The 15460-nt window shown below is 63.3% G+C and carries 15 protein-coding genes and 2 tRNA genes; 7 read left to right on the top strand and 10 right to left on the bottom strand.

What is annotated here, in order from left to right:
* Positions 1-74: 74 nt before the first annotated feature.
* From FFI94_RS01445 to FFI94_RS01435, 3 genes are all read right to left on the bottom strand, one after another.
* A tRNA-Arg gene (locus tag FFI94_RS01445) sits at positions 75-147 on the bottom strand.
* Positions 148-229: 82 nt separating this feature from the next.
* Positions 230-321 (bottom strand) — tRNA-Ser (locus tag FFI94_RS01440).
* A 96-nt stretch (positions 322-417) separates the two neighbouring features.
* The gene (locus FFI94_RS01435) at positions 418-1134 is read right to left on the bottom strand and encodes a dienelactone hydrolase family protein (protein WP_138871420.1); all 717 of its coding nucleotides are present in this window, start codon (positions 1132-1134) and stop codon (positions 418-420) included.
* Positions 1135-1195: 61 nt separating this feature from the next.
* On the opposite strand from FFI94_RS01435, the gene hisC reads away from it, so the two are divergent.
* The 3 genes from hisC (at position 1196) to FFI94_RS01420 (ending at position 4976) form a co-directional block, all read left to right on the top strand.
* A complete protein-coding gene (gene hisC / locus FFI94_RS01430) occupies positions 1196-2272 on the top strand; it encodes a histidinol-phosphate transaminase (RefSeq protein ID WP_138871419.1) in 1077 nt (358 codons plus the stop codon).
* 100 nt (positions 2273-2372) lie between these two features.
* Positions 2373-4070, top strand: a complete 1698-nt coding sequence (locus FFI94_RS01425) for a bifunctional UDP-sugar hydrolase/5'-nucleotidase (RefSeq protein ID WP_138871418.1) — start codon at positions 2373-2375, stop codon at positions 4068-4070.
* 36 nt (positions 4071-4106) lie between these two features.
* Entirely contained in the window at positions 4107-4976 is an 870-nt protein-coding gene (locus FFI94_RS01420) for an MYG1 family protein (RefSeq protein WP_138871417.1), read from the top strand.
* A gap of 4 nt (positions 4977-4980) precedes the next feature.
* Here the strand turns inward: FFI94_RS01420 and FFI94_RS01415 are convergent, their stop codons facing one another.
* Positions 4981-5961, bottom strand: a complete 981-nt coding sequence (locus FFI94_RS01415; protein WP_138871416.1) for an alpha/beta hydrolase family protein — start codon at positions 5959-5961, stop codon at positions 4981-4983.
* 352 nt (positions 5962-6313) lie between these two features.
* On the opposite strand from FFI94_RS01415, the gene FFI94_RS01410 reads away from it, so the two are divergent.
* From FFI94_RS01410 to FFI94_RS01395, 4 genes are all read left to right on the top strand, one after another.
* Positions 6314-6934, top strand: a complete 621-nt coding sequence (locus tag FFI94_RS01410) for a LysE family translocator (RefSeq protein ID WP_138871415.1) — start codon at positions 6314-6316, stop codon at positions 6932-6934.
* Positions 6935-6960: 26 nt separating this feature from the next.
* Positions 6961-7365: a DUF4259 domain-containing protein gene (locus tag FFI94_RS01405; RefSeq protein WP_033235119.1), complete on the top strand. Its 405-nt coding sequence runs from the start codon at positions 6961-6963 to the stop codon at positions 7363-7365.
* Between the two features lie 160 nt (positions 7366-7525).
* Positions 7526-8734 (top strand): aspartate transaminase, encoded by a 1209-nt coding sequence (locus FFI94_RS01400; protein WP_138871414.1) that lies wholly within the window; start codon positions 7526-7528, stop codon positions 8732-8734.
* Positions 8735-8759: 25 nt separating this feature from the next.
* Entirely contained in the window at positions 8760-9428 is a 669-nt protein-coding gene (locus tag FFI94_RS01395; protein WP_138871413.1) for a 4-carboxy-4-hydroxy-2-oxoadipate aldolase/oxaloacetate decarboxylase, read from the top strand.
* 59 nt (positions 9429-9487) lie between these two features.
* Here FFI94_RS01395 and FFI94_RS01390 read toward each other — a convergent pair whose 3' ends face one another.
* The 6 genes from FFI94_RS01390 to FFI94_RS01365 all read right to left on the bottom strand — a co-directional run bounded on the left by FFI94_RS01390 (position 9488) and on the right by FFI94_RS01365 (position 15297).
* Positions 9488-10531, bottom strand: coding sequence for an L-idonate 5-dehydrogenase (locus FFI94_RS01390; protein WP_138871412.1), 1044 nt, complete (start codon positions 10529-10531; stop codon positions 9488-9490).
* 11 nt (positions 10532-10542) lie between these two features.
* Positions 10543-11298, bottom strand: a complete 756-nt coding sequence (locus FFI94_RS01385; RefSeq protein ID WP_007731698.1) for an SDR family oxidoreductase — start codon at positions 11296-11298, stop codon at positions 10543-10545.
* 94 nt (positions 11299-11392) lie between these two features.
* The gene (locus FFI94_RS01380) at positions 11393-12727 is read right to left on the bottom strand and encodes an MFS transporter (RefSeq protein WP_138871411.1); all 1335 of its coding nucleotides are present in this window, start codon (positions 12725-12727) and stop codon (positions 11393-11395) included.
* On the bottom strand, positions 12724-13797 hold the full coding sequence (locus FFI94_RS01375) for a biotin-dependent carboxyltransferase family protein (RefSeq protein WP_138871410.1): 1074 nt from the start codon (positions 13795-13797) through the stop codon (positions 12724-12726). The genes FFI94_RS01380 and FFI94_RS01375 overlap by 4 nt, the downstream gene beginning before the upstream one ends.
* Positions 13790-14497 carry an allophanate hydrolase subunit 1 gene (locus FFI94_RS01370; RefSeq protein WP_260683793.1) on the bottom strand — a complete coding sequence of 236 codons (708 nt, stop codon included), beginning with the start codon at positions 14495-14497 and terminating at the stop codon, positions 13790-13792. Before FFI94_RS01370 ends, FFI94_RS01375 begins: the two co-directional genes overlap by 8 nt.
* Positions 14494-15297, bottom strand: coding sequence for a LamB/YcsF family protein (locus FFI94_RS01365; RefSeq protein ID WP_138871408.1), 804 nt, complete (start codon positions 15295-15297; stop codon positions 14494-14496). Before FFI94_RS01365 ends, FFI94_RS01370 begins: the two co-directional genes overlap by 4 nt.
* Positions 15298-15460 lie beyond the last annotated feature (163 nt).

Raw genomic sequence — 15460 nt, 5'->3', positions numbered from 1 at the left:
ATTCGTGTGAAGGTGTGCAGAAATTACAAGAAAGCCCCTCACCGGCATCTCTGCTGGTGAGGGGCTTTCTGTTGTGCGCCCGAAGGGATTCGAACCCCTAACCTCTTGATCCGTAGTCAAGTGCTCTATCCGTTGAGCTACGGGCGCATGTTCTGTTGTATTGCTGGTCTTGCGTGTCTTACCGTCGTACTTTCTATCATTTCTTACCCGCCGGTCAAAATCACCGGCGTGGCGGAGGCGAGAGGATTTGAACCTCCGGTCCCTCGTAAAAGGGACAACTCATTAGCAGTGAGTCCCATTCGGCCGCTCTGGCACGCCTCCCTGGGGGTTCCGATCCTTTCGGACCGCCGGGACGAAAGATTACACACTTCTCACCACCAAAGGCAAAACGAGTGGTCAGAGGCCCAATACATGGCGTTATCGCAGGTTGCCGTCGAACCAGTCGAAGATCCGGGTGCGGGCGTCGATGATCGCGGCTGCACACGGGTCGTCCTCGTCTCGGTCTTCCAGTACCTGCGGTGGTTCGTCGGCTCGATGCGACAGCCCGGTGTAACTCACCACCAGGGTCGCCACGTCGGCTTTGGCCGTCGCCTCCCTCAATCGATTGACGTGCTCGGGCGGAGTATCGGGATCGTCGTCGCCGAAGAGTGCTAGCCACGGAGCTTGCAGAGACCTTGCGGCGTCGACCAATGCCTGCGCGTCGACGGACAGGGATTCGACGATTCCGCGGGCGGCGACGCTCACAGCCGCACCGACGGGGCGACTGGTTGCGACGAGCATGGCCGCGGTGCCGGCCGCGTCGAAACCGAGGACGCCGGTGGTGTCGGTGGGGACGTCGCGGCCCGTCAGCCAATCGAGGGTCGCGTCGACGTCGGCGAAAAGGTTGTCGCCGAAAACGTCGCCCTGCATATGCTCGGGCTCCCGGTGAAAAAGGTGGGGAGCCACCACCAGCCAGCCGTCGAGGGCAAGGGCCGCCATCAACTCCACGAGGGCTTTGCTGAACTGCCTGGCCTCGTGCAATACGACGATCGCGCCACGAGTCGGGCCGTCGGGTTCCACCACGGTCAGTGGCACAGTGGCGACGCCGCCGTCGGCCACCCGCAGATTCGCGGCATCTCGGAACATTCCCGACATGTTCCTACTCTGACACGTGGACGGCTCGAGCGCACCGAATGCGAGCGCGCATAATCGGACTGTGACCCCACACATTCGCCCCGACCTCGCTTCGATCCCCGCCTACGTTCCCGGACGCAATTTTCCGGGCGCGATCAAACTCGCGAGCAACGAAACGACGCTGGGCCCGCTGCCCAGCGTCCGCGATGCCGTCGCCGAGGCTGTCGGGCACGCGAATCGTTACCCCGACAACGGCGCGGTGGCGTTGATCGAGACGCTTGCGTCATTCTTGAATGTCGAACCGGCAAATGTCGCTGCTGGTTGCGGCTCTGTGACGCTGTGCCAGGAGTTGGTGCAGGTCACGTGCGATCCGGGCGACGAGGTCATCTACGCGTGGCGCTCCTTCGAGGCGTACCCGGTGGTGACTCAGGTTGGCCACGCGGTGTCCGTGAAGGTTCCGCTGGCCGAGGATTTCGGGCACGACCTCGACGCGATGCTTGCCGCGATCACGGACCGCACGCGCCTGATCTTCATCTGCAACCCCAACAATCCGACCGGCAATGCACTGTCGAAGGCGGAACTCGAGAACTTCCTCGACGCCGTCCCGCCCCGCGTCGTCGTCGCGCTGGACGAGGCGTACTACGAGTACTCCCGTTCCGATGCCGATGGCATCGAACTTTTCCGCGATCGACCGAATGTGGTTGTACTGCGCACGTTCTCGAAGGCGTACGGATTGGCCGGCATCCGGGTGGGTTACGCGGTGGCACATCCGGAGATCATCGTCGCGCTCGGCAAGGTCCACACACCGTTCTCGGTGAGCGCGCTCGCACAGACCGCCGCCATCGCGTCGTTGGCTGCTGCCGACGAGCTGCTCGCCCGCACCGACACCGTCATCGCGGAGCGGACTCGCGTTCGCGCCGCTCTGATCGAGGCCGGCTACACGGTTCCCGAATCGTCGGCGAATTTTGTCTACCTACCGCTCCGTGAGCTCTCCCCCGGCTATGCCGACGCCAGTACCGAAGCGGGCATTCTGATCCGCCAGTACGGCACCGAGGGTGTCCGCATGACCATCGGCGACCCGGCCGAGAACGACGCCTTCCTTGCCTTCGCCTTGACGGAAGAGGCAAAGCGTTTGGCGGGAATCGGCGTCAGCGCGTGACACTTGATACATAACTGTTACGCCCAGCCCTAGAATTCGTTCTCACGGCCAGGCACACTCAGGAAGGCTCAAAACCGGTCCGGACGAAGGAGCACGACATATGACGCGAGGCATCACACGCGCCTGTGCTGTGCTCGCGACTTCTGTCCTCGCAACAACCGCAACCTCCCTGGGTGTGGCCGGTGCCGATGTGGTGAGGACCCAAGGCGCCGATACCCTCTCCGTTCGACTGCTCGCGTTCAACGATCTCCACGGCTCGCTGCTGCCACCCGAAGGCGAACGCAGCAAGATCATGCAGGCCGACGGTTCGCACACCCCCGCGGGCGGAGCCGCCTACCTCGCTGCGTACGTGTCCCAACTGCGGGGCCAGGCATCGAATTCGCTGCTGTACTCGGTCGGTGACAACTGGGGATCGTCCGCGCTGGAATCTGCGATGTTCAACGACGAACCGACTGTCGAACTTCTCAACCGCATGCAGATCAACGCGTCGGCGATCGGTAATCACGAACTCGACGACGGACTCGCGGAATTCCGTCGGATGGAATCGGGCGGGTGCTCGGCGGACAACGCGTGCACCTTCAGTCCGTCCTTCGGCGGAGCCAACTTCCCGCTGATGGCCGCCAACATGACGTACGCCGACGGCACCCCGGCGACGCTGCCCTTCACGGTCAACATCGTGGACGGCGTTCCCCTCGGAGTGATAGCGATTGCCGCTAGCAACACAGCTCAGATCGTGGCACCGGACGGCGTCTCGAACCTGAAATTCGGCGACGAGGTCGAGGCAATCGATCGCACCGCGGACGTTCTCGACTTCTTCGGCGTCAAAGCCATCACCGTGCTGCTGCACCGCGGCGACGAACCGGATATTGCGGGTGGACCCAACGACTGCAATGTCACGTCGGGCCCAGCGCGCGACATCGCATTGCGGGCGTCCTCGAAAGTCGACGTCATTTTTACCGCGGACAGTCATCAGCAATACAACTGCGAATACCCCGATCCCGCCGGAAATCCCCGCGTGGTGATGCAGGGCGCGTCGCACGGTCGCATCGTCTCCGTCGCGGACGTCGTGATCGACCGCACCACACGGGACGTACTGCGAGATCAGACATCGTCGTTCAATCAGATAGTGACACACGATATTTCGCCGGACCCCGACACTGCGGCGCTTGCCGAAAAAGCGTGGGATGCAGCCGCTGAAGTGGCGCAACGTCCGGTCGGGACGATCACCGCCGACCTGACCCGCGACCAGGTGCCCAGCGGCGAATCCGCCCTCGGCAATCTTGTTGCCGACGCTCAACTGGCGGCAGGCACCCCACGCGGAGCGCAGATCGCGCTGACCAACCCCGGTGGAATGCGCGAAGACCTCGACGCCGGAACCGTGACGTACCGCCAAGCTCACGCGGTGCAACCGTTCGGCAACAGCCTCGAGGTGCTGTCGATCACAGGCGCCGTACTGAAAGACACTTTGGAACAGCAGTTCCAATTCTCGCCGGAGTACGCGGCGTTCGAACGAATCCTGGCCCCGTCGGCCGGTTTCACGTACACCCTCGATCGCAATGCTCCCGCAGGCTCACGCATCTCGGATATGCGCCTGAACGGGGAAAACATCAACCCGGACACGGTTTATCGTGTTGCCGTCAACAAGTTCCTGGCCGAAGGCGGCGACGGGTTCACTGCCCTTCGCAGCGCCACGGAAACGGCCGGAGCCGGAACCGACCTCGACGCCTTGGTAGCCCTGTTCACCTCCGGCTCACCGGTCTCGTCGCCGGCCACCGATCGCATCCGCACAGTCGGCTGAATAGGCATCAGCGAGCCGATTGCCTAGTCTCGACTGGTGATCATCGCGACCCATAACGGCAAGTTCCACGCAGACGACGTCTTCGGCGTATCGCTCCTGAAGCAGCTGTACCCCGACGCGACCGTCGTCCGCACCCGTGACGAGGACGTCCTGAACAGCGCAGACATCGTGCTCGACGTCGGCGGACGCTACGAACCGGCGGCCGGCCGGTTCGACCACCATCAGCGAGGCGCGGGCGAACGCAGCAACGGCATCCTGTACTCGGCCTTCGGGTTGCTGTGGCAGGAATACGGCCTGAAGTTCTGCAACGGCGACGAGTCCGTGTGCCGTCGCATCGACGGCCGCCTGGTCGAGGGCATCGACGCCGTCGACAACGGCCAGGAGATCTACACCCTCAACGACTTCGGCACCAAGCCTTTCGACTTGTCCTCGGTTCTGGATCTGTTCAATCCCATCTCGTCCACGGACGAGGAGTTCGACACGCAATTCGAGCTCGCAGTTGTTCTCGCATCGCAGATCCTGATTCGCTTGCGCGCCAAGTACGCCGGTGACGCAGCGGCCGAAAAGGAGTTCGCCGACACGTACGCCAAGGCGTCGGATCCACGGTTCGTCGTGCTGGAACGCTTCATTCCGCACGGCCGGGCAGCGTCGGCTCAGCCGGAACTGCTGTTCACGATCTTCCCGAACACCAACGGCGGCTGGTCCATTCAGACCGTCAAGCCGGCTGATTCCAAGTTCGGTTCACGAAAGCTGTTGCCGGAGGGGTGGCGCGGCCTCAACGGTTCGGATCTGGCGGCCGAAACCGGTGTCGACTCGTCCGTGTTCTGCCACAAGGCCGGTTTCATCGCTGCCGCACACACCCGCGACGATGCGATGAAACTGCTGGAATTGGCTCTCGCCGCGTAGACCCTCAGCGGCCGAGCGCGGTTTGTAGCGTCGGCCAGGAATCGTGCAGCGCGTCTTGGTAGTACGGCCACGAATGGGTTCCGCTGTCCCGGTACGCAAACACGCCCGCGATGCCCAGTCCTTCGAGCTTGCTCTCGAAGGACTGGGTGCACGAATTGACGAGCGCTTCGAGCGGTCCGCCCCTGATTATCGCCGTCACTCCATCCAGGGTGAGGGCTGTGTTGTGCGCTCCGGGCAGTCCGGTGCTCGCCGAGCTGTAGATCGTTTTGCCGCGCAACGCCTCTACGTTGTTCGACGGATTGTGACTGAGCCAATCCGGATCGCCGGCAGACCCCCACATATTCGTGGCGTCACCGCCCTTGCTGGCCACCGTGGCACGCACGAAATCCTGCGAATACAACTGCGTGGTGTCGAGACATCCACTGTACGAAGCTAATCCCGTGTACAAGTCCGGATTCCGAGTGATCAGGTTACCCGCGCCGAGCGCACCCATGGATACACCGCCGACAGCATTGGTGCCGTTTCCGTCGAAGGCCTCGTCGATGAGGGGTGGCAACTCCCGGGTCAGAAACGACTCCCACTTGTTCACACCGAGGTTCGGGTCGTCGCTGCGCCAGTCGGTATAGAAACTGCCGGTACCTCCGACCGGCAGAACCACATTGACATCCTTGTCGGCAAAGAATGCCTCGATGTCCGTGTTCTGCGTCCACGTACTTTCCGTGTACTCCGATTCGGAACCGGCACTGACCCCGTCGAGGAGATAGAACGTGGGCCGAGTGCCTGCCGCACTCGCGGGGTACAGAACCTGAACCTGAACTTCGCGACCCATCGACGGGGAGTCGACGAAGACTGCACTGCGGGTGGGCGTCAATTGCTCGATCCGATCGATGTGAGCGACTGTTTCTGCGTGGGCTGCTTGGGCGGCGCCGACTACACCGAATGCACACAACGAGAGAACCACTCCGAATGCCACTGACGTCCGCATAAGTGAGCACCCTCTCACATACCGCCCGACCCGATTGACGGCACTGCGGGCAACCCTCGTTTGAGTGGATGAGGCGCCGGGTATGCGTCACTGTTGGCAAGTTCTCCACCGATGCACACACAGGTGTGGATAACTTCATTCACATCCCGCCCATGACTGTGCATAACCTGTGCACAACCACCTGAATTACATCAAGGTTATTCCATCTACCTCGACTGACAGGGTTCTACACAGTGTGGATAACTTTGTCCTCGGATTCGCCGAAGCGTTGCCATTTCGGGCGTGTCCACGCAGTTCCGACCCAACACGACATGATTTGTTCACAAGGAGGCAAACTCCCCATACTGAGTGCATGATCTCCGCCCTCCTGGCCGCTGCCGCCGTTCTGGCGCTCCTCACACTCGTGCCGGGACCGGACATGGCCGTCGTGACGCAGGCATCGCTTACCGGCGGCCGATCGTCCGGATTCCGGGTAGCGGTTGGCATCATCAGCGGACTGCTCGTGTGGGGCTTGCTCACCGTGCTCGGCTTGTCGGCCCTGCTGGCCGCTTCCGCAGAGGCATACACCGCCGTGAAGCTGGCCGGCGCTGCCTATCTGATCTATCTGGGTGCGCGAGCGTTGTGGGAAAGCCGCACGTCGCGAATGCAACAACATTCGACTGCCGCCCGTTCCCAGAAGCCCGGAACCTGGAAAACCGGTTTCACCACCAACCTGCTCAACCCCAAGATTGCGGTCTTCTACACGAGCCTGCTGCCACAACTGGTTCCTGCGGGATGGCCGACGGGTCCGTCACTCACGCTGTTGGTCCTCATCCACGCCGCAATCTCCATCGCCTGGCTCAGTGCCTACGTCATGCTGCTCTCCCGGGCCCGTAGCACCTTCGAGAAGCCGAAAGTGCGGCAGGCACTAGAGCGCATAACCGGCACGGTTCTTCTAGGATTCGGAGCGAAGATCGCGCTGGAAGCGCGCTGAGTCGACACATCAGAGAAGAGCAGACAGTGGGCGCGTGGGGATCGGGACCGTTCGAGAACGACGGTGCGGGGGATTTGATTGCATCCATCGGGCACGGTGACTTCACCTTCGAATCCGTGGAATGGGCATTCGAGGACGATTACCTCGAGGTGGACGGCGGCCAAATCGCCGTCGCATTGCTCGAATTGGTGCTCATCGTGCGCGCCGATCGCAAACGCGATCCTGCCGTCGAGGAACTTGATCTCGACGCCTTCGCCGACGCCTTGACCAGTGAGCGGCTCACGTGGCTGATCGAAATGGTGGAACGCACCATCGCGTCGACCGATTCGGAACTGTTCGAACTGTGGGACGAGCAGGGACCCGAAGAGCTCGCGGCCTGGCGGATCCCCGTGGTCGACGGCCTCGAAGATCTGCGCGTGCTGTCGGTCTGATTTCACCGGCGCTCCATCACGTTTGCTTATCGGGCCACAACAGTTCGGTCTTGGTCAGATGCCCTGGTAGACCCCTATGGTCGAACGGATCACCGAGTGAGAATTGTGGCTCGTCGACGACGGGAATCCACGCTCACCCCGGACCCAGGAGCAGACCATCATGGCGACATTCGTTCCGGCTGCGCGCGTCGACAGAATCAGGGAGTCGCCGAGTGTGGCTGCCGCACAACGAGTGCGCGAGCTGAAGGCACAGGGCCGCGAGATACTCGACCTCACGGTCGGTGAGCCCGACTTCGACACACCGGACAACATCAAGTCGGCGGCGATCACGGCCATCAACACCGGCCAGACGAAGTACACGGCAGTCAACGGCATCCCGGCACTGCGCGAGGCGATCGCAGCACGCGCGGCTTCGCGAACCGGAATCGCGTACGCGGACAATCAGATCACCGTCGGCGGCGGCGCAAAGCAGGTCATCTTCCTCGCTTTGATGGCGACCGTCGAATCCGGCGTCGAGGTCATCGTTCCCGCGCCGTACTGGGTTTCGTACCCGGATATGGTGCTCGCACACGACGGAACTCCGGTGATCGTCAACTGCGAGGAGTCCGACAACTTCCTTCTCACCCCCGAAGCTCTCGCCGCTGCGATCACCCCGAATACCAAGTGGGTCATCCTCAATGCCCCGGGCAACCCCACCGGATCGGTGTACACCCGCGAGCAGTTGCAGGCCATCGCCGACGTGATCGAGGCTAACCCCCACGTCAGCGTGCTGGTCGACGAGATCTACGACGAGATCAACTTCGGCGACGCTCCCGTCCCGAGTCTGCTGCAGGTCGCCCCGCACCTTCGCGATCAGGTACTCGTCACCAACGGCGTTTCGAAGTCTCACGCCATGACCGGGTGGCGGCTCGGATACGGTCTCGGTAATTCCGGTCTGATCGGCGCCATCAACAAACTGCAGGGGCAGAGTTCTTCCTGCCCGTCCTCGATCAGCCAGGCCGCAGCGGTGGAAGCTCTTACCGGCGACCAGAGCTTTCTCACCGAATCCGTTCGGAGCTACCGCCTTCGGCGCGACCTCTCCGCTCGGCTCCTCGGTGCGATCCCCGGGCTCGAGCCCGTCGTTCCGCAGGGTGCGTTCTACCTTTTCGTCAACTGCGCCGGCCTGATCGGCAAGCAGACCCCGGACGGCACCGTGATCGAGTCCGACCAGGATCTGGTTCTCTACCTCCTCGACGAAGCGTCGGTTGCCACCATCCAGGGTTCGGCCTACGGCGCATCTCCGTACTTCCGCATTTCCTTCGCCACGTCGGAGGCTGTCCTCGAAAAGGCTGCGGCACAGATCGCCGACGCAGTCGAACGCCTTTCCTGATTTTCCATACCTTCTGGAGTACAAGATGATTCACGTCAAGACCAAGATCGACCGCGCGGACAAAGACCTGATTGCCGAACTGGGGACGTTCTCCGCGGCCACGATTCACGAGGCACAGGGGCGCAAGGGTTCGCTGCATCCGGCGATCAAGCCGATCGATCGCGACATGAAGTTCTGCGGTTCAGCTTTCACCGTCAAGTGCCACCCCCGCGACAATCTCATGCTGCAGGTAGCGATCAGCTACGCCCAGCCGGGCGACGTTCTGATCGTCTCGTCGGGCGATCAGGCAGCCGGCCAGTTCGGCGACGTCCTGGCCAATGCCTGTGTCGCACGAGGCATTACCGCTCTCGTCACCGACGGCGGAGTCCGCGATACCCGCGAGATCCGTGAACTCGGATTCCCCGTCTTCTCCAAGCATGTGTACATCGAGGGAACCGTCAAGGAATCACTCGGCCCGATCAACCATCCCCTCGTCTTCGGCGATCAGGTCATCTACCCCGGTGACGTCATCAAGGGCGATTGCGACGGCGTTGTTGTCATCCGCCGTGAGGAGGTTGCCGAGGCGATCGAACTCTCGCGCGCCCGCGACGAAGCCGAGGCCGGGTACATCGAGCGTTACAAGCAGGGCGAAACCCCGCTCGAGGTAAGCAATCTGACCGCGCTCTTGGAAGCCAAGGGCTTGGTGGTGGAATAACCTGCTGTGCGCCTTTATTAACCGCCCGCGGTTAATAAAGGCGCACAGGGCCGAAGGCCTTAGAACCTCAGCAACACCTTCCCCGACACCGAAGCATCCTTGGCCACCGCGAAGGCTTCCAAAGCCTCCTCGACCGGATATTCGTGGGTGAGAACAGCATCAACAGCCAGGGAACCGTCGGCGAGTGCGAGAAGCACCTCGTCGATTTCGTCGTTGAAGCGGAATGAGCCCACCAACTCCAACTCTCGTGTGATCGCCAGCGAGATGTGTACCGGTTGGGGTCCGGACGGAAGGAGCCCGAGCATGACTACCCGTCCACCTCGCGTCGCACCGCGAATGGCGGATTCGAGTCCGCGATGATTGCCGGTGCACTCGATGACCACGTCGGCATCGGATGCGGCGACAGCATCGGCATCGGTGGCCTTCAGAACCCGATCCGCCCCGAGCGTCGACGCGATCTGCAGCGGGACGTCGTGCATGTCCACCGCGGTGATCGACTGCGCGCCCGCCCGTTTGAGCACGGCTACGACCAGGGCGCCAATGGGACCGCAACCGACGACCAGCGCTTTCTTGCCGCGAACGTCGCCTGCTCGTGAAACAGCGTGCCAGGCAACGCTTGCCGGCTCGGCCACCGACGCGGTCCGCAGGTCCAGCCGCTCGGGCAGTTCGCGGAGCATGCGCGTCGGGAGCACCGCGTATTTCACGAATGCGCCTTCGGTGTGCGGGTATTGCGCCGCACTGCCCAGGTACGTGCAGCAGGGTGAGAGGTTGGGTCGATCGCTCGGGAACCGCGGAGTGGTGCCGCCGGGCGTTGCGGGGTGTACGGCTACGGAAGTTCCGACTGCCGGCCCGGTTCCGTCGGCGGCGGCCGCCACGACCGTGCCGACTACCTCATGGCCGAGCAGCATCGGTGCCTTGAGAATCGACTCCCCCGCCGCGCCGTGCGTCCAGTAGTGCAGATCCGATCCACAGACACCGCCGTAGGCGATCTCGACCACGGCCTGCTCGGCGGTCGGCGCGGTCAGCGCACGTTGCTCAACTCGCAGGTCGCCGGCGGCGTGAGCCACCACTCCGAGCGTCGTATCCGGTAGTGCAAAACTCATGATGCGCTCTCTCAGTCGTTGCGGCGGATGAAGTCGAGGCCACCGGGAACCTGGAAGGTGGGAAGCACCTCGATGAGACCCAGGTTTACGTGGCCGGGAGCGTCGATCGCGAACTCGATGGTATCCGCGATGTCCTTGGTGGTGATGGATTCGTAGCCCTCGTAGAAGGTTTCCCACGCTTCCTTCATGGCTTCGGGCGTGCCACCGAGGTTGCGGCCGAAGATCTCGGTCTCGACCCGGCCGGGGCAGATCTCGGTCACTCGGATCCGCTTGCCGATGCAGTCGTTGCGCAGCTGACGCGAAATCTGGTGCACCGCAGCCTTGGTCGCGTGGTAGGCAGTGTGGCCGTAGAAGTTGTACAGGCCGGCGATGGAACTGATGTTGACGACGTGGCCGAGATCGCGCTCCACCATTCCCGGCAGCAGAATGCGGCACAGGTGCAGCACGGCACGAAGGTTCACGTCCACCATCGCGTCGACGGACGCTTCTTCGGCGTCGAGAATGTTTCCCGTAGCGGACACACCGGCATTGTTGACCAGGATGTCGATCTCCAGTCCGCCGACAGCTTCGGCGAGCGCTGCGGTGTCGGTGATGTCCACGGGCAGCGGGATCATTCCGGTGCGATCGGCAACCTCACCGAGCTTGTCGGCGTTGCGGGCGACGCCGTAAACCGTCAGTCCACGCTTGGTGAACATCTCGGTGACTGCGGCGCCCATCCCGGTGTTGGCGCCGGTGACAAGTGCTGTGCGGTAATCGGAGAAAGGCATTGTGTGCTCCTACAGGAAGAAATTGGTATGACCCGGCGGCCGCCGCAACTGCAGGCGACCACCGGGCCGGTTCAGGAGTGACTCACGAATGAAGTCACAGAGTGTCGCGAAGCGGAACGTGGGCGCGATCGGTGATGGTGCTGACCGCGATCAGGGTGCCGACTGCGGTGATGACCGCGTAGAACGCGGGAACGTAGATGCCGAATTCGGGGATCAGCCACGTCATCAGCAGCGGCGCGGTACCACCGAAGAGTGCGGACGAGATGTTGTATCCCAAACCGTAGGCGGAGTAGCGAACCCGAGTGGGGAACAGTTCGACGATCAGGATGTGGATGACGGCCGTGTGTCCGGCGAAGATCACCGCCATGAGGCAGGCACCGAGAACAGCGAGTCCGATATTGCCGGTCACGATCATGGCGTAGCAGGGGATCGCGCCGATCGCCATTGCCGCAGCAGCACCGGCGATGACCTTCTTACGGCCGATCCGGTCGGAAAGGGCACCCATGAACGGGATCGCGAGACAGATCGCCACGAGGCTGGAGGCGGTGACGAGAAGTGCCGTACTGGTGGAGAATCCGATCTGATCGCCCTTGAGGAACGTGGGCATGTACGAGAACAGAACGTAGTAGCCGGATCCGTTCATCAGCGGGATGAACAGGGCGAGAATCATGGCGCGACGGTGCTCGGGAGTGGAGAACGCTTCCTTGAGCGGATTGCGCGACAAGCCGCCGGATTCCTTGAGCCGCTCGAAGTTCGGGGTATCGGAGATCGCGCGACGGATGTACCAGCCGATGATTCCCATCGGAATCGCCATGAGGAACGGGATGCGCCACGCCCACGATGCGAGTCCGCCGCCGTTGATGGCTTCGGCATTGAGCCACGGTGACATGGCAAACGCGATCATCGTTCCGGTCAGCAGTGCCAGGAACGACGCGATCTGCGCGTAGCTGGTGATCAGGCCGCGCTTGCCTTCCGGAGCGTGCTCGGCGAGGAACGTCATGGCGCCGGCCGCTTCACCACCGACGGAGAATCCCTGCACGATCCGCAGGAAGATCAGTAGCGCCGGTGCCGCGATGCCGATGGCCGCGTAGGTGGGCAGCAAGCCGATACCGGCGGTCGCCACGCTGATCAGCATGATGACGAACACCAACATCTTCTGTCGGCCGATCCGGTCGCCGAGGATGCCGCAGACCACCGCGCCGAGGGGCCGGACGAAGAACGAGACCGCGTAGCCGGCGAACACCAGCATGAGAGCGTCGCTCGACTTCGAGACGTCGAAGAACACGATGGCCAGTGCCGTCGCCATGAACGCGAAGACGCCGTTGTCGTAGAGCTCGACGAAGATGCCGACGCAGCCCGCTGCGACGACTTTCCGGACCTTGCGCGGGTCGGCCACCTGGCCGTCTACCGCTTCGATGGTGTTGGTCATGCTGTCTCCAAAATAGACGCGCGGCGCGGAGCGCTCGCGGGGCGTGTGGTGCCGACGTGGCTCGGTACTCGGGCTTCCGAGGTGTGAAGAGGTATCCGGAGGGTGGTGAATACGTTCTCCACACGCCGCCTCAGCAAGGCGATGCGGTGCTGCTGTTCACGGTGCTCTGCAACGGCCGTTGCGACGCTGCAGTTCCGGAATCGGACACGGTGCCCTGGTCGGGCCTGTCCCAGCTGTGAGAGTGAAACGGTGGTGACGACGGCTAGCACCGGATAGCCGGCAGTGACGCCTCTACCTCGATGCAGGACCAGAAGTTCGTTGCCTGCGGGTACTTCGATGGCTCCGATGGGGACGCCGCGGGAAAGGACCTCGCCGGTACTGGTGCGTTGTGGGAGCGGTCGCTGATCGGTAGGCGCCAGCCTCAGCCCGATGTGGTTGCTCTGATCGCCCACGACAAATTCGGTGTCGAAGAGCGCGGCAGCGCTGTCGCCGAAGTCCTCGATGTCGGGGCCGTCCGTCACGTCGAGCGTCCACACGCTGCCGAAGGCGGGCCGGTCCGGTAGGAGCCGGAACAGCGGCAACCGGAACACCGGGTGGTCGATCGGCGGGCAGTCGACGTCGATGACGAGCGACTCCCCCGCAGTCAGGTGATGGCCGAATCCGAGCACCTGGTCGGGAGCGCAGCTCCCCAGAAGGTAGTCGGCCGTCAGCTCCCCGTGGACGGCGATGTAGACGCGCAGCCCGTCGTGGATTCCGGTGACGGCAAGCCGCTGACCGGCGCGCCAGACGATTGGCTCCCATTGCGGTTGCCGATGGCCGTCGACGGTCACCGTTGCCGGTGCACCCGTGACCGCGATCAGCAGATCCGTGGACGCCGACGCGGCGAAGTCGAGCGCCGTCAGCTCCAGCAGCGGGGCCGCGCGCCTGCTGCCTACCAACGCGTTCGCGATCTCCGCGCTGATCTGGTCGGCTGCGCCGCCTGTAGCCTGGCCGAACTGCGACGCCGATCCACGGCCCAAATCCTGCACGGAACTGATTCCGGGTGTCAGGACGGTAATGGTCTCAGCCATGGGAATCGCCTCCGATCGGAAGGAGCGAGCGTCCGTCGAATTCGTCCCAGCGATCGGCGTCGATCGCGCGGAAGACGAACAGATCGCCCGGGCGGTAGACAGAAATCTGCTCCGCCGCCGGATCGACCAAAGTGAGTGGAGTGCGGCCGATGACGGCCCAACCGCCGGGTGCCGGCTTTGCCGAAACGACTGCCTGACGTCCGGCCACCGCAACCGAACCGGCCGCGACGCGGGGCCGCGGGCTCGATCGACGCGGGATGGGAAGGCCGAACGCCGGGCCGTCGAGCATCGGGGCGCCGCCGGGTGAGCCGTAACAACGCATGACGAGCGGAGCCGCGGAGTGCAGCCGAATCACTTCGGTGTCGGAGACGCCGAGGAACTGTGCCGTCTCGCGCAGGTCTGGGCCGTACTCGCCGCCGTAGACGACGGGGATCTCGAACGTCCGGGGTGCGCCCCACCGTGGCTCGGGGGCGGCCGCTGCATCGGACACCAGTGCGCGGACGGCGTCGTGGTCAGTGAGGAGGTTGTCGAACTCGACGAGCAGGGCGTCGTACGTCGGGATGACACTGACGATGCCGTCCGAGCTGGGGTCGAGGCGTGCTGCGATCGAGCGGACGGTGTCCCAGTTCTGCTCGACGGTTCCGCCTCGGACACAGACCCGGACTGCGGCGTCACCGCAGTCGTCGACGGCGGTCTTCACGCCGAACACCCGACATCACGTGCGTGACGTGACGCCACGACCTGGGCCAGTGGCGCAATGGTGACACCGGCAGCTTCGAGAGCAGCGCGGATCGCTTTCGCGTTCGCGACGGCGCCGGGATTGTCACCGTGCACGAGGACGGTATCGGCGACAACCGGGATCATGGTGCCGTCCACCGCTTCGATGACTTCTTCGACCACCATGCGAACAGTCCGCTCGACCAGAACGTCGATGTCGTGAATCACCGCTCCCGGCTCGCTGCGGGCCACAAGGGTTCCGTCGGCGTTGTAGGCACGATCCGCGATGCCGACGATGCCGACGCTCAATCCCCGGGTGTTCGCCTCGTCCGCCAACGCCCCGTCCTGGGCGAGCACGATCAACGACGGATCGAAGGCCGTGACCGCATCGACCACTGCGCGGGCGTAATCCTGGCGTACGGCAACAAGATTCCCGAGCTTGCCGTGGGGAGCGATGTGGGACAACGATGTTCCGTGCGCGACCGCAAAAGCATGGAGTGCACCCAGCTGGAACAGCACATCGGTGCGCACCTCGTTCTCACTGAGATCCATCGCGCGACGGCCGAACCCGGCGAGGTCCGGGAAACTCGGATGCGCGCCGATTCCGATTCCGCGGGCCACGCAGCCGCGAACTGTGGAATCCATCGTGCGTGGATCACCCGCGTGGAATCCGCAGGCGATATTGGCCGACGTCAAAGTGTCGAGCAAAGCTTCGTCGGCGCCCATAGTCCACGCGCCGAAACCTTCGCCGAGATCGGCGACAAGATCAACACAGGTTGCCATTTCGGTCCTCCCGGTTTGTTTGCGGAGTCGTACGGGCGCCGTTGCCCGTCGTTGTCCTGTGTGTTGCCTTTTGTGTTTCTGGGACGCTACTCAGGATCTCCAAAGGGTTGTTAATACCATTTTGCGTTGGGGTGATCGGAATTCGATATGTCGGTTGAGCTGG

It is taken from the genome of Rhodococcus sp. KBS0724 (genome assembly GCF_005938745.2).
In the GTDB taxonomy this organism is placed as follows: Bacteria; Actinomycetota; Actinomycetes; order Mycobacteriales; family Mycobacteriaceae; genus Rhodococcus_F.
This window is presented reverse-complemented; position numbering and strand designations above follow the sequence as displayed.

Bases quoted from the DNA above. Each gene is read 5' to 3' on its own strand.
- FFI94_RS01435 (WP_138871420.1), bottom strand. From the start codon at position 1,134: ATGTCGGGAATGTTCCGAGATGCCGCGAATCTGCGGGTGGCCGACGGC.
- FFI94_RS01425 (WP_138871418.1), top strand. From the start codon at position 2,373: ATGACGCGAGGCATCACACGCGCCTGTGCTGTGCTCGCGACTTCTGTC.
- FFI94_RS01415 (WP_138871416.1), bottom strand. From the start codon at position 5,961: ATGCGGACGTCAGTGGCATTCGGAGTGGTTCTCTCGTTGTGTGCATTC.
- FFI94_RS01410 (WP_138871415.1), top strand. From the start codon at position 6,314: ATGATCTCCGCCCTCCTGGCCGCTGCCGCCGTTCTGGCGCTCCTCACA.
- FFI94_RS01400 (WP_138871414.1), top strand. From the start codon at position 7,526: ATGGCGACATTCGTTCCGGCTGCGCGCGTCGACAGAATCAGGGAGTCG.
- FFI94_RS01395 (WP_138871413.1), top strand. From the start codon at position 8,760: ATGATTCACGTCAAGACCAAGATCGACCGCGCGGACAAAGACCTGATT.
- FFI94_RS01390 (WP_138871412.1), bottom strand. From the start codon at position 10,531: ATGAGTTTTGCACTACCGGATACGACGCTCGGAGTGGTGGCTCACGCC.
- FFI94_RS01385 (WP_007731698.1), bottom strand. From the start codon at position 11,298: ATGCCTTTCTCCGATTACCGCACAGCACTTGTCACCGGCGCCAACACC.
- FFI94_RS01380 (WP_138871411.1), bottom strand. From the start codon at position 12,727: ATGACCAACACCATCGAAGCGGTAGACGGCCAGGTGGCCGACCCGCGC.
- FFI94_RS01375 (WP_138871410.1), bottom strand. From the start codon at position 13,797: ATGGCTGAGACCATTACCGTCCTGACACCCGGAATCAGTTCCGTGCAG.
- FFI94_RS01365 (WP_138871408.1), bottom strand. From the start codon at position 15,297: ATGGCAACCTGTGTTGATCTTGTCGCCGATCTCGGCGAAGGTTTCGGC.